The organism is Exiguobacterium sp. s124, from assembly GCF_018617485.1.
GTDB classification, from domain to species: domain Bacteria; phylum Bacillota; class Bacilli; order Exiguobacteriales; family Exiguobacteriaceae; genus Exiguobacterium; species Exiguobacterium aestuarii.
Genome location: NZ_JACSKH010000002.1, coordinates 287,121 through 299,434, shown reverse-complemented (window position 1 = coordinate 299,434; position 12,314 = coordinate 287,121). Strand labels below are relative to the sequence as shown.

Genomic DNA, 12,314 nt, shown 5'->3' with positions numbered 1-12,314 from the left:
GAAAACATATGTTACATCGCAATTTAGCACTTCACACAGACCTTTACCTCCCACGTTGGATGTATATCTACTGGAAACAAGGTCGTCATAACGAAAAGGTCGTCTTTGACCTTTACTACCGCTCGAATCCCTTCAGCGGTGGCTATGTCGTCTTCGCCGGACTTGAAAACATCGTCCACTATCTGGAGAACGTTTCGTTCACAGAAGAAGACATCACGTATTTAAAAGCGCAACTCGGTTTCGAAGATGAATTTGAAGATGTGTTACGAAACTTTAAGTTCACTGGTTCACTATATAGTGTCCGTGAAGGAGAAGTCATCTTCCCGCACGAACAAGTCGTCCGGATTGAATCGACCATCTTTGAAGCAAAACTGTTCCAGACAGCGCTACTCAACATCGCGAACCACGAATCACTCATCGCCACGAAGTATGCCCGCATTCGTCAGGCTGCTCCGAACGAGACACTCCTTGAAGGGGGAGCTCGTCGCGCACAAGGTATCGATGCCGCCTATTACGGGACACGCGCTGCTTATATCGCTGGTTTCGATGTGACGAGCCTCGTTTCTGCAGGACGCGATTTCGACGTGCCGACAGGAGGAACGATGGAACATGCGGACATTCAGTTCCATGATGATGAATTGAGCGCATTCCGTTCGTTCGCCGAGATGTACCCAGATAACACGAGTCTTCTAATCGATACGTACGACACACTGAAATCCGGTCTTCCAAACGCGATTACGGTTGCGAAAGAGCTCGAAGCAAAAGGACACCGCCTCAAGTCTGTCCGACTCGACTCTGGTGACCTCGCCTATCTGTCAAAACGCGCTCGCAAAGCGTTGAATGAGGCAGGTCTTGACTACGTAAAAATCGTCGTCTCTGGTGATTTGGACGAGTACGTCATTCAAGACTTACGCATGCAAGGGGCAGAAGCCGATACGTTCCTCGTCGGGACACGTGGAATCACGGCTTACGAGCAACCGGCACTCGGAATGGTGTATAAACTCGTCGCTCGTGAGGATGAATCCGGGGAATTAAAACCGGTCATCAAAGTCTCTTCTTCTAAAGTGAAAACGACAACTCCTCATAAAAAAGAGTTGTACCGCATCATCGACAAAGAAACGAAAAAGTTCAAAGGCGACTATATCGCCCTTGCCGACGAACCGGTCGAATCGTATACCGAAATCGACTTGATCGACGTTCGCGATCCTGCCTTCAAAATCAAGACGCGCAACTTCAACGTCAAACGCTTGTTACAACCGATTTTCCTTGACGGAAAACGGGTTTACGACCTTCCAAGCACGACCGAGATCCGAGCATACCATCACGAACAGATGAACGGACTCTGGGAAGAGTATAAACGCCTTCGCTTACCGGAAGTGTACTCCGTGACATTCAGTAAACCGCTCTGGGATTTAAAACTCGATATGATTCGCAAAACGCGAGTACCAAAATAAAAAACGGTTGTGGGTGTATTTCCCACAACCGTTTGCTTATACCATCGTCATCTCGCCTGCTTGGCTTTGATCTTCTTTTCTCCGAAAGTAAAGCGCCATCGACAAAGAGAGCAATATCAAGACAAAATAGACGGTTCGTTGCCAAAACGTCGCTTCGGTGTCCCCTTGGAACAGTGCAATGATATAATCGCTCCCACTGACTAAAAATAGTCCGGCAAGCAAAAGAAAGATTCGATAGCCGGCCCGACTCCGCTCCCGTTTCACTTTGAAGAAAAGGACACCATAGTAGACGATCGCGAGAATCGTCACATACCCGATTACGCCAACAACCCAACTCATCTTGATGCCTCCCTCACTCTCTATTTTTTCTATTTCTTCCCCGTTATCTTAACACATTCTATTCGTCAGACTATGTTAAGATGGTCTAAAGAAAACGCGGAAAGGAACGATCCTATGAAAACGTTTCGCCTCGTCCAAGTCCGTCTCGTTCAAGACGAGTACGGCAATGAACTGAACTTACCAATCGATTTACTCGATGGGTTGATCATTTCGAAAGAGCACGATTCAGAATGGTTGCTCGAGATGCTCGTCCCGACCGAATCGGCCGTCACGCTTCACCATTACTTAAACAAACGAATCCTCATTCTCGCTGAAGCTGTCATCACGTCCCCGACGAACGCGCCTGCCGCACTCGCCTTGACGTTCACGAGTGAACGAGCCTTGAGCGATCATCATACGTTCGTCGCCGAAGGACTCATGTTGAATCCAAAACAAGATGCGACAAAACAAGTGCTCGACTCGCTTATTCAAGAAGGAGTCGCCACGTCGAATTTGAAGCCAGCCTTCTTCGAGAAGAAAGTGGAGATCCAGCAATCGTTCAGCCGCTCCGCCTTCAATCAATTAGTCAAAACCGGGTCATTCGAGTAATCGAATGACCTTGTTTTTTCTTTCCCCAAAACCATTCCCCTTTCAAACAAAAAAGACGGAGAAAGATACTCCGCCTCACACATAGATCAAGAACAAGATGACCATCATCGTCATCCCGATTACTTTCAACAGCGTGCTGCCGAGAAAGGCGAGGACTGTTCCGACACCGATACTCCACGCTTCACGCGTCGACTTTCCGAGTGTCAACTCCGCTAGAAATGCGAAGACGAATGGGAAAATGAGGACACCAACGAGCGGGAAGATAAATGGTCCGGCAATCAAGCCAATCGTCGCACCCCATTTCGCCCGTTCTGAACCACCTCGTTTATCCACTGTGGCTCTGGTGACAACATAGTCCACCACAAACAAGAAGATGAGGAAGACCGATTGCCATACCCAGAATGTCCACGTCAACGGCTCAAATGAAAAACCGAATCCGTAAATCATGTACCCGATGAACAAGAACAGGACGCTTGGGATCACCGGATAAATCAGTCCGGCAAAAGCGACTACAAATGATGCAATGATGAATACCCATAGCAAGGTCGTCATGACATTCTCCTCATTTCATGATGGCCGGATCGGTGATATGGTCAGCAACATTAATCGCCTTCACCTCAAAACGGCCATGTTGATGGATAATATAGTTCGAACAGGCGTTTCGCATCGCATGACGGAACGTATACGTATCATCAATCGCCGAGAGCGCCGCTTTAATCGCATGTGAATGACAAACGACAATGATGCGCTTTCCTGGATGCATAGTGACTAAATGTTCCATTCCTTCTAAAACACGAGCGCGCATCTCATCCTCTGACTCCAGACCGGGCACGCGATGCTCGTCATCTGCCTGCACCGCCTCATAAATACCTTTCACAGGTTGTCCGGACGCTGCTCCAAACTCGCGTTCAATAAATCGCTCGTCCAATTGAATTGCATCATGCTCGATTCCACACGCTGTCGCAATTGCCTGTGCTGTATGGACCGCACGCGTTAATGGACTTGAGATGATGAGATCCCACTGTTCTTGACCCAAAAAAGCTGCACTCTCTTCCGCCTGTTGACGTCCGAGTGCATTCAACGGATTGTCTTCACGCCCTTGAATAATTTCTAAACGATTCCAATCGGTTTGACCGTGTCTGACTAAACATAACTCTGTCACTACTTCCACTCCTTACTCTTTCAATCATCCCCCATCGTACCATCTTCCCTAAAAATCGCAACTTCAGACAAAGCATTCGTCAATAAAACGGTTGATGCGCGCCATCAATTGTTCTTCTTTGATCGGGTTGTCTGATTGAAGGAAACTCGCAAGCGAATGTGTCCCATTTGGAAATGAGATGAGCTGAACGTTCGCGCCGACATCACTCGCATGTTCAACGAAGTGAAGCGCTTGGCCGAACGGCACAATCGGGTCTTTCTTTCCATGTAACAATAGAATCGGAGGGGCATCGGCATATAGATGGGAGACTGGTGAGCATTTCACCATCAGTTCACGCCACTCCTCACGGCTTCCTTCATAAAATTTCAGATGAGCCAGCCATGTTTGAATAAATTTGAACAGTAAAAAGTTCGTCGGTGGATACAAGGCGATGACCCCTTTGATGATTGGAAGGTCAGCCCCGAGTTCGCCTACAAATTGTTTATGGCGATCGAGCGCGGTCGCGAGCATCAAAGCCGCTCCAGCAGAATCGCCCCACACGAGTAACTGACTTGTATCAAGTGTCAGCAATGATTCATGCTGCTTTAAATAGCTAAGTGCATCCGAGACATCGATAATATTATCAGGGAAATATACCCCGTCCTCAAACAAGCGATAATCGATACTGACAACGGCGATCCCTTTCCCCAAAAAGTGATCGAGTAACGGATGGAACAGTGTAACCATGCCGCGGCTCCCTCTGACAAATGCTCCCCCATGTGCATAGACCGCGACTGGGAACGGCCCCTCTCCTGGTGGGAGATATAAATCAAATTGGAGCGGACGATCATTGACAATCTTATACGTGTACGTGTGGCGCCGGCGTGTTGTCGGTCGAATCGGCAATTCAGGCTCTTGCCATCTGACAAGTGACCCGTACTGATTCCACACGCTAGCCCCGGCTGCCGTTGCCGCGGCTAACGCCGCACCCCCGACAAACCAAGCAGTCTCCTTTCTCATACAATCCACTCCTCGTTCCTTTTTTTAATCATATTCCCGCTTTTTTCAAAAATCTATCCATCAGAAGTCGGACTTGACGTGCTCCGAAGGTCACACTATAATATTACTCGCAGTCACAAAACGTAACAGTTACGATTTAATATTCAGATAACTTGGAAGGTGGACGATGGAAGATGAAGAAGACTTGGCTAGGTGCTGTCGCGGCCGGCACGCTTTTACTTGGAGCTTGCGGCAACATTGAGGGAGATAACGCAACAGAATCGACAGATGATCAACTGACCGTCTACGCTTCAACTTTTGCCTTGAAGTCAATGGCGGAGGAGATTGGTGGTGACCGTGTCAACGTGGAAATGGTCATCCCACCCGGAGCAGACCCGCACACATACGAGCCCACTTCGAAGCAAATGACTCAAATTGCAGAAGCAGATCTCTTTTTGACAATCGGTCATGACCTCGAACCTTACGTGGAATCGATGGAGAAGAGCTTAGAAGGACAGAACGTCGCTTTCGTCAAAACAGCTGAGGACGTGACGTTACTCGATGCCACTGATACGGTCCATGTCCATGAAGAGGATGGTCATTCCGAGGATGAACATGCTCACGAAGAAGAAGGACATTCTGAAGACGAGCATGCTCATGAAGAAGATGGTCATGACCACGGACAATACGATCCACACGTCTGGCTCGACCCGATGAATGCTGTATCGATGGCAGAAGCGGTAGAAGCAGCTTTCAGTGAAGAAGCACCGGACTATAAAGACGAGTTCGCTGAGCGGTTGAGTGCATTTAAAGATGAGGCGAACGCCCTCGACGCGGAATTAAAATCAGCAGTTGAAAATGGTTCGAAGTCAGAGTTGCTCGTCACACACGCAGCATATGGCTATTTGGGTGAACGATATGGTTTCGAGCAATTGCCGATTGCCGGACTCACACCTTCTGAAGAGCCGTCACAACAAGCCCTGAAACGAATCATTGAAGAGGCTCGTCTCCACGACTTGAACTATATCGCTTTTGAAGATACAGTCACGCCGAAAGTGGCCGAAGTCGTGAAACAAGAAATCGGCGCAGAAAGCGTGACAATCTACAACTTAGAATCTGTCACAAAAGAACAGATGGACAAGAGCTATTTCGACTTGATGCGCGAAAACGTCAAGGCACTCGAGACAGCTTTGAAATAATTAAAATCCCGAAACGAACTCATTCGTTTCGGGATTTTTTTATACCTCAATCCGACGGTCCAGCGTCTTCATCGTCACGATAAGAAGGAGCAGTAGTGATACGATCACACCCATCATCCATACATCTCCATTCATGAAGGATGACCATCCCCACTTGCCCGTGCTCAGTCCGAACCACACTTGACTGAAACCGACTCCAATCAGTCCGAATAGACCAAAACGAAACCATGTCATCTGCGGAACGAGCCGTTTGCTGACGAAGTAACTATTCAATAATAAAAGCCCAACGTAAGCAATCAACAGGACATTCCACGCTGTCTCAAAGAAGGGTACGACCACACTTCCCGTCACCCCATATCCCCATATCGCCAAGAATACGGTGAATGAGATGAGCGTGATGCGATAGAGTGATACATTCTTCGTTTGATACGCAAGAAACGGATTAATCAGAATGCCGATCCAGATGAGTGTACCGAGCACGTCCATGAATGAATCCTCTTTATACCATTTTTTTACAGTATATCATATGGATTCAACTTATTCATAATAAATTAAGACAAGCTCTTCTTGAGACGCGGCCGTCTCACAAAACTGTTGCAATCTTGTCCAGTCTTCCCAAATCGTCTCGAACTCATCTCTCGGTACGAGCGCCATATCTTTCACATCGTCCCGTCCGAACGCGTGTAGTGTGTCTTTGACGATATGAAGCAACTGCGGGGTCAAAATCCCGACCACGACCGCCTGCGCTTCATTCACGATCAACTCCTCGCCGACGAGTGCCATTTCCATATTGTACGTATCAGCCCCATCGATATACACTTCGATTTGACTGAGTACGCGTTGAAACGATTCGACATTCGGGAGCGTTAACGTGTCGTCCCGGTCACGGTATTGCTCATGCATATGAATCAACCAGTCTAAAATCATCTCCGGATCTTGTTCGAACGATACCCATACTTCTGGGGAAACACGTACATAGTGCGTCGTCTCCATACATGAACGCCCCCTTTTTTATGACATTACCCGTCTTATAAACATTAAAAAACCGCCTACGAAAATTCGTAGACGGTTCGATTCATTAAGAACGACCTGTTCCTGTTTGCTGTTCTTCTGTTTCGCTCTCCCAAGCCTCGATATATTCGCGGCCAGGAAGATTTTCGACCGAATCCACATAGAAGACCGGGTCTTCTCCTTCGCGTCGCTGTGCCAAGTAGTCATCAAGGACCGCTCGAGCCACTTTCGCCAAACGGAAGATCGCATACAAGTTGACGAGCGCCATGAGCCCCATGAACACGTCAGCAATCGACCAGACGAGACCTGCAGAGCGGACCGCTCCGAACAAGACCATCCCGACGACACCGATGCGATAGAGCGTAACGTAGATTTTTTTATCCGAGATGAACTGAATGTTCGTCTCGCCGTAGTAGTAGTTTCCAAGAATCGAACTGAAAGCGAATAAGAAGATCGCAATCGTTAAGAACGATGTTGCTACTGAACCGACTTCCGCTGTCAACGCAGCTTGTGTCAATTCGACACCAGCGAACGATTCTGAACCCGCTACACCTGAGATTAAGATGATCATCGCTGTCGACGTACATACGAGTAATGTATCGACAAAGACACTGAACGATTGGATCAACCCTTGTTTGACAGGGTGTGACACTTCCGCTGTCGCAGCGGCGTTCGGCGCAGAACCCATCCCTGCTTCGTTCGAGAAGAGACCGCGACGGATCCCCTGGAGCACCATCGCACCAATCGCACCGCCGAAGAGTTGCTCAATTCCAAGAACTCCTTCTGAGAAGATGAGGCTGAAGACGTCTGGTAAGAGGGATACGTTTGTCACCATAATCCAAATCGCGAGTAAAATGTAGCCACCCGCCATGACTGGAACGATAATACTCGACAATAGCGCGATGGATTGAATACCACCGAATACGACAACTGCCGTAATGATTGCGAGGACAATCCCCACGACTGTCGTGCTGATACCGAACTGGTTACTCACAGAAAGTGAAATCGTGTTCGACTGAACAGAGTTGAACGCGAATCCGAATGAGAACGTGATTAAAATCGCGAACAAGACACCGAGCCAACGTTGACCGAGCGCACGCTCCATATAGTAAGCCGGACCTCCGCGCCATGTGCGTCCGTCACGGATTTTATACACTTGTGCCAATGTACTCTCGACAAATGCAGACGCCGCTCCGATTAAGGCGATGAGCCACATCCAAAAAACTGCCCCTGGGCCACCTAGCGCAATCGCTGTCGCCACACCGGCAATGTTTCCTGTTCCGACACGTGCTGCCGTTCCGATTGCGAACGCTTGGAACGAAGACACTTGGCCTTTTTCACGTGCTGTGCCTTCTTTGAACAAAAGGCGGAACATTTCAGGAATCATGCGGAACTGAACGAAGCCCATACGGACTGTGAAATAAAGACCTAATGCGACAAGAACAACGATGAGCACTTGCGACCATAACAAATCGTTCGCCTGTGAAACAAGATTCTCTACAAATTTCTCCATACTAATCCTCCATCATTCTAAAAATCTCAACAGAAAAAGTCATGTCAACTTTTTTAACATGACTAGAATTATAGGTAAATTATACGAAAATTGCAATATTAATTCGTTTTTTTGAATAGGCGGGTCATTCATTCGATTCAACCCTACAAACAAAAAATGGATCGGAATTGCTCAACGCAACCCGATCCATCACCTAGTCTATTTAGATAAAGAGGTTTAAGTTACCGCCCTCTGCTGCGCCGAGATACGCCGCAACGCCACCAAGGTCGACACCTTCAATCAACTCTTCTTCTTTGATACCCATGACATCCATCGACATCGTGCAGGCTACCATCTTCACGCCTGCCTCTTGAGCTGACTTGATCATTTCTTCAACAGAAGGAACGTTCTTGTCACTCATGACTTTCTTCATCATTTTTTGGCCGACACCACCGAAGTTCATGTTCGAGAGTGGAAGTTCGCCAGCATGCCCTGGCATCATCATGCCGAACATTTTCTCAAGACCTTGTTTCTTCACTTCAGGTGCGTCCGGCTTGCGGATGACATTAAGTCCCCAGAATGTGAAGAACATCGTTACTTCTTTCCCCATCGCTGCAGCGCCTTGCGCAATGATGAGAGATGCGAGCGCACGGTCGAGGTCACCACTGAAGACGACCATTGACGCGCCGTCTCCTGCTGGAGCGCCTGCCTGTGGTGCAGCTGGTCCTTGTCCTTTTTGAAGGATGGCTTCGACTCGTCCATTGACGAATTGTTTCGAGACAAGTTTGTTACCTGTCTTCTTCGCCCATGCTTCGATATCGGCAAAGAACCCTGGGTCACTTGCGAGTACACGGAGTGTTTCGCCTTCTCCGAGTTCTGCGACTTTTTTATTCACTTCTAAAATTGGTCCCGGGCATTGTAGACCACATGTGTCTAACATGACCGCTTCACCGATTGGTGCGTTCGTCATTTGTGTTGGCTCCTCCTCTACAACGGTAGCCGCTGTTTCATTTGATGTGTTCGCTTCTTCAAGCGCCTCGAAATCACGATTGATTTGTGACCATGTTTTATAGCCACCGCTCAAGTTTTTCACCTTGAAGCCGTTTTGACGCAAGATGCGTGATGCGAGATATCCACGAAGACCGACTTGGCACGTCACATAAATCGTTTCGCCACGGTCATAGTTGTCTAAGTTTTCACGTAATGAGTTGAGTGGGACGTTGATTGATCCTGGAATCTTCCCAAGTTCATGTTCTGATTCGTCACGGACGTCAAGTAGCGTCGCCCCATTTTTCACGAGCTCATCGATTTCATCCCAATGCACGACTTCATTATCACCGAGTACGACGTTAGAGGCGACGTATCCAATCATGTTGACCGGATCTTTCGCCGAGCTGAACGGTGGTGCGTAACTGAGTTCGAGGTCAGGAAGATCAAGGACCGTCAAACCGCCCTTCATCGCTGTCGCAATGACGTCGATTCGCTTGTCGACACCGTTGATACCGACACCTTGTGCACCGTAAATCTCACCAGTTGTCGGGTGGAATAAGAGTTTGAGCGATACTGGCGTCGATCCTGGATAGTATCCGGCGTGCGAACCTGGATGCACGTGAACGGCTTCATACGTCTTACCGGCTGCTTTTAAGCGTTTCTCGTTCCAACCAGTCGATGCGACCGTCATATCAAACACTTTCGCGATTCCTGTTCCCATCGTTCCGTTATATTTCACGTCACGGCCGTTAATGATATCGGCAACGAGACGACCTTGACGGTTTGCCGGCCATGCGAGTGGGACGACGGTTGGTTCTTGGAAGACGTAATCGAGCACTTCGACCGCATCTCCAATCGCGTAAATCGACGGGTCAGATGTCATCATTTTTTCATTTACACGAATCGCACCGCGCGTACCTGTTTCAAGGCCTGCTTCACGGGCAATCGTTGACTCCGGCGTAACCCCGATCGACATGATGACCATATCTGTATCGATGACACGACCGCTCGTCAAATGAACTTTCTTCCCTTTTTCAGAGAATGAAGAAACACCATCAGACAATTGAAGCTCGACACCGTGAAGACGCATGTGTTCATGAATCGGCGCGACCATCTCGCGGTCGAGCGGCGTCATGACTTGGTCTGCCATCTCGACGAGTGTAACGTCAACGCCACGCTCACGTAGGTTTTCTGCCATCTCAATCCCGATGAAGCCCCCACCGATTACAGTCGCGTGTTTTGGTGCTTTGTCATCGACATAGCCACGGATTTTATCTGTATCTGGAATGTTGCGAAGCGTGAAGATGTCTTCTGCTTCGTCGATTCCAGGGATGTTTGGACGAATCGGTTTCGCTCCCGGTGAAAGGATGAGGACATCATATGACTCATCATACGTTTCGCCTGTTTGGACGTGTTTCACCGTTACCGTTTTCTCGTCACGGTTGATTTTAACGACTTCCGTCAAATTGCGGATATCGAGTTGGAAACGTTTGTTCATCCCTTCAACCGTTTGAACAAGGAGTTTTTGACGGTCTTGGATGACGTCCCCGATATAGTATGGAAGACCACAGTTCGCAAATGAAATATATTCTCCACGGTCAAACATGACAATTTCATTTTCTTCATTTAAACGACGAAGACGTGCTGCTGCAGATGCACCACCTGCTACTCCACCGACGATTACGATTTTTTTACTCATTGTCCATTTCCTCCTCTGACGACTTCTCCTGGCCAACTCATCAAGCCATCTTCTATATTGACCACTTTATAGCCTTTCGCCTCCATTTGCCAAGTTGCTTGCGTGCTGCGTGCACCAGAGCGGCAAAGAACGACGTATTCTTCAGCTGGATCGAGTGTGTCGATCCACGTTGTGATTTCTGATAACGGATAGTTTTTCGCACCTTCGATATGTGCTTCTTGAAACTCGTCACGTTCTCGGACGTCGACGATATTTACAGGCACTTCAAAGTCCATTTGACGTTTTAAAGCGGATGCTTTCATCGTTGATCTACCTTTCTTTTTTCAAATCAATTTATACCATTCGGCTTGGTAGCTGGCGATCAATAAGTTTGTGATTTATTGAACATTTAGCTTCCACGTCATTAATATACCCCCTTAGGTATCCAAATGCAAGAAATAAGTTTGACGAAATAGAGAATATTTTATTCTTCCCTTCTCGAGGGGTTGATGCTCGACACATACTCCCCCATGTATTAAGATGAGCCTACACAATAAATAGTTGGGTTACTGAACAATTTTTACTATAGAGGTGAATGACATGGAACAGTATCAATACGACCCAAAAGTATTGAATCGAATGAAACGTGTAGAAGGGCAAATTCGCGCCATCATCCGCATGATGGAAGAAGGCAAGGAGTGTCGTGATGTGGTGACGCAATTAAGTGCCGCACGCTCTGCACTCGACCGCGCCTCGACGATTATCGTGGCCAAGAACTTAGAGCAATGCATCATCACAGCGCAAGCAGATGGCGAAGATACGTCCGAAACGGTCGAAGAAGCCATTAAAATGTTGATGAAACGCTAGTTCCCCTTGCTTTCCCCGTCCAAATGGGGGAAAGTTAGAGTAACGACTTACTAAGGGGGATTTCCTTGTGAACTTCGAAGAAAAAGTAGAATCATTTAGAGCGCTCGCCGCTGAACGCAACATGACGTTCAAAGAGAGCGACACTGAAACGCATGTCACGTTTTTGACGCGTGAAACAACAAAATCCGGGGCTCAGCCCGTTATGATTATCGCTTTTAACAAAAAGACGACAGACGCTGAGTTGTACGCTGCGACCGTAACGCACGTCCCAGACTATGTAGAAGACTTACCGATTCTAAACGCCTTGAACGAGTTCAACCAGGAGTTCAAATACTTCCGTTGCGTACTCGACAGCGATCGTGATGTCACACTCGCATCTACACTCGACCTAGACCTCGGCTTCTCGCCAGAGATCATCTTGCAACATTCATTCATGATGTTCCAAGCGGCCGACGAAGTGAACGAGTACATGCAAAAGCTCTACACACAAGTACAATAATCAAAAGCCGTCCGGAAATTGTTCCGGGCGGCTTTTTTTGAAACATCTTCTTATTGT

General features: G+C 47.9%; 14 protein-coding genes. 5 read left to right on the top strand and 9 right to left on the bottom strand.

Going from position 1 to position 12,314, the window contains the following annotated elements:
* Positions 1-8: 8 nt before the first annotated feature.
* The gene (locus KNO85_RS12100; RefSeq protein WP_214790415.1) at positions 9-1,454 is read left to right on the top strand and encodes a nicotinate phosphoribosyltransferase; all 1,446 of its coding nucleotides are present in this window, start codon (positions 9-11) and stop codon (positions 1,452-1,454) included.
* Between the two features lie 36 nt (positions 1,455-1,490).
* Here KNO85_RS12100 and KNO85_RS12095 read toward each other — a convergent pair whose 3' ends face one another.
* The gene (locus KNO85_RS12095; protein ID WP_031424443.1) at positions 1,491-1,793 is read right to left on the bottom strand and encodes a 7TM diverse intracellular signaling domain-containing protein; all 303 of its coding nucleotides are present in this window, start codon (positions 1,791-1,793) and stop codon (positions 1,491-1,493) included.
* A 114-nt stretch (positions 1,794-1,907) separates the two neighbouring features.
* Here KNO85_RS12095 and KNO85_RS12090 point away from each other — a divergent pair, with 114 nt between their 5' ends.
* Entirely contained in the window at positions 1,908-2,381 is a 474-nt protein-coding gene (locus tag KNO85_RS12090) for a YwpF-like family protein (protein ID WP_214790413.1), read from the top strand.
* Between the two features lie 75 nt (positions 2,382-2,456).
* On the opposite strand, the gene KNO85_RS12085 is transcribed toward KNO85_RS12090, so the two are convergent.
* The 3 genes from KNO85_RS12085 to KNO85_RS12075 form a co-directional block, all read right to left on the bottom strand.
* Complete coding sequence (locus KNO85_RS12085; RefSeq protein WP_214790411.1) at positions 2,457-2,933, bottom strand: DUF456 domain-containing protein; 477 nt, start codon at positions 2,931-2,933, stop codon at positions 2,457-2,459.
* A 10-nt stretch (positions 2,934-2,943) separates the two neighbouring features.
* Positions 2,944-3,543: a histidine phosphatase family protein gene (locus tag KNO85_RS12080; RefSeq protein ID WP_214790409.1), complete on the bottom strand. Its 600-nt coding sequence runs from the start codon at positions 3,541-3,543 to the stop codon at positions 2,944-2,946.
* A gap of 63 nt (positions 3,544-3,606) precedes the next feature.
* Positions 3,607-4,542 carry an alpha/beta hydrolase gene (locus KNO85_RS12075; RefSeq protein ID WP_214790407.1) on the bottom strand — a complete coding sequence of 312 codons (936 nt, stop codon included), beginning with the start codon at positions 4,540-4,542 and terminating at the stop codon, positions 3,607-3,609.
* Positions 4,543-4,715: 173 nt separating this feature from the next.
* Here KNO85_RS12075 and KNO85_RS12070 point away from each other — a divergent pair, with 173 nt between their 5' ends.
* A complete protein-coding gene (locus tag KNO85_RS12070) occupies positions 4,716-5,720 on the top strand; it encodes a metal ABC transporter substrate-binding protein (RefSeq protein ID WP_214790405.1) in 1,005 nt (334 codons plus the stop codon).
* Between the two features lie 39 nt (positions 5,721-5,759).
* On the opposite strand, the gene KNO85_RS12065 is transcribed toward KNO85_RS12070, so the two are convergent.
* From KNO85_RS12065 to KNO85_RS12045, 5 genes are all read right to left on the bottom strand, one after another.
* Entirely contained in the window at positions 5,760-6,206 is a 447-nt protein-coding gene (locus KNO85_RS12065) for a hypothetical protein (protein WP_214790403.1), read from the bottom strand.
* A gap of 51 nt (positions 6,207-6,257) precedes the next feature.
* Positions 6,258-6,713, bottom strand: a complete 456-nt coding sequence (locus tag KNO85_RS12060; protein WP_214790401.1) for a hypothetical protein — start codon at positions 6,711-6,713, stop codon at positions 6,258-6,260.
* A gap of 85 nt (positions 6,714-6,798) precedes the next feature.
* Positions 6,799-8,244 carry an alanine/glycine:cation symporter family protein gene (locus KNO85_RS12055; protein ID WP_214790399.1) on the bottom strand — a complete coding sequence of 482 codons (1,446 nt, stop codon included), beginning with the start codon at positions 8,242-8,244 and terminating at the stop codon, positions 6,799-6,801.
* Positions 8,245-8,446: 202 nt separating this feature from the next.
* Positions 8,447-10,912, bottom strand: a complete 2,466-nt coding sequence (locus tag KNO85_RS12050) for a CoA-disulfide reductase (protein WP_214790397.1) — start codon at positions 10,910-10,912, stop codon at positions 8,447-8,449.
* On the bottom strand, positions 10,909-11,214 hold the full coding sequence (locus tag KNO85_RS12045; RefSeq protein WP_214790395.1) for a rhodanese-like domain-containing protein: 306 nt from the start codon (positions 11,212-11,214) through the stop codon (positions 10,909-10,911). Before KNO85_RS12045 ends, KNO85_RS12050 begins: the two co-directional genes overlap by 4 nt.
* A 277-nt stretch (positions 11,215-11,491) precedes the next feature.
* Here KNO85_RS12045 and KNO85_RS12040 point away from each other — a divergent pair, with 277 nt between their 5' ends.
* Both KNO85_RS12040 and KNO85_RS12035 read left to right on the top strand, forming a co-directional pair.
* Complete coding sequence (locus tag KNO85_RS12040; protein WP_214695974.1) at positions 11,492-11,758, top strand: metal-sensitive transcriptional regulator; 267 nt, start codon at positions 11,492-11,494, stop codon at positions 11,756-11,758.
* A gap of 67 nt (positions 11,759-11,825) precedes the next feature.
* Positions 11,826-12,257: a type III secretion system chaperone family protein gene (locus tag KNO85_RS12035; RefSeq protein ID WP_015880528.1), complete on the top strand. Its 432-nt coding sequence runs from the start codon at positions 11,826-11,828 to the stop codon at positions 12,255-12,257.
* Positions 12,258-12,314 lie beyond the last annotated feature (57 nt).

Excerpts from the sequence above, each read along its gene's own strand:
- KNO85_RS12100 (WP_214790415.1), top strand. The coding sequence starts at position 9 with ATGTTACATCGCAATTTAGCACTTCACACAGACCTTTACCTCCCACGT.
- KNO85_RS12095 (WP_031424443.1), bottom strand. The coding sequence starts at position 1,793 with ATGAGTTGGGTTGTTGGCGTAATCGGGTATGTGACGATTCTCGCGATC.
- KNO85_RS12090 (WP_214790413.1), top strand. The coding sequence starts at position 1,908 with ATGAAAACGTTTCGCCTCGTCCAAGTCCGTCTCGTTCAAGACGAGTAC.
- KNO85_RS12085 (WP_214790411.1), bottom strand. The coding sequence starts at position 2,933 with ATGACGACCTTGCTATGGGTATTCATCATTGCATCATTTGTAGTCGCT.
- KNO85_RS12075 (WP_214790407.1), bottom strand. The coding sequence starts at position 4,542 with ATGAGAAAGGAGACTGCTTGGTTTGTCGGGGGTGCGGCGTTAGCCGCG.
- KNO85_RS12070 (WP_214790405.1), top strand. The coding sequence starts at position 4,716 with ATGAAGAAGACTTGGCTAGGTGCTGTCGCGGCCGGCACGCTTTTACTT.
- KNO85_RS12065 (WP_214790403.1), bottom strand. The coding sequence starts at position 6,206 with ATGGACGTGCTCGGTACACTCATCTGGATCGGCATTCTGATTAATCCG.
- KNO85_RS12060 (WP_214790401.1), bottom strand. The coding sequence starts at position 6,713 with ATGGAGACGACGCACTATGTACGTGTTTCCCCAGAAGTATGGGTATCG.
- KNO85_RS12055 (WP_214790399.1), bottom strand. The coding sequence starts at position 8,244 with ATGGAGAAATTTGTAGAGAATCTTGTTTCACAGGCGAACGATTTGTTA.
- KNO85_RS12050 (WP_214790397.1), bottom strand. The coding sequence starts at position 10,912 with ATGAGTAAAAAAATCGTAATCGTCGGTGGAGTAGCAGGTGGTGCATCT.
- KNO85_RS12045 (WP_214790395.1), bottom strand. The coding sequence starts at position 11,214 with ATGAAAGCATCCGCTTTAAAACGTCAAATGGACTTTGAAGTGCCTGTA.
- KNO85_RS12040 (WP_214695974.1), top strand. The coding sequence starts at position 11,492 with ATGGAACAGTATCAATACGACCCAAAAGTATTGAATCGAATGAAACGT.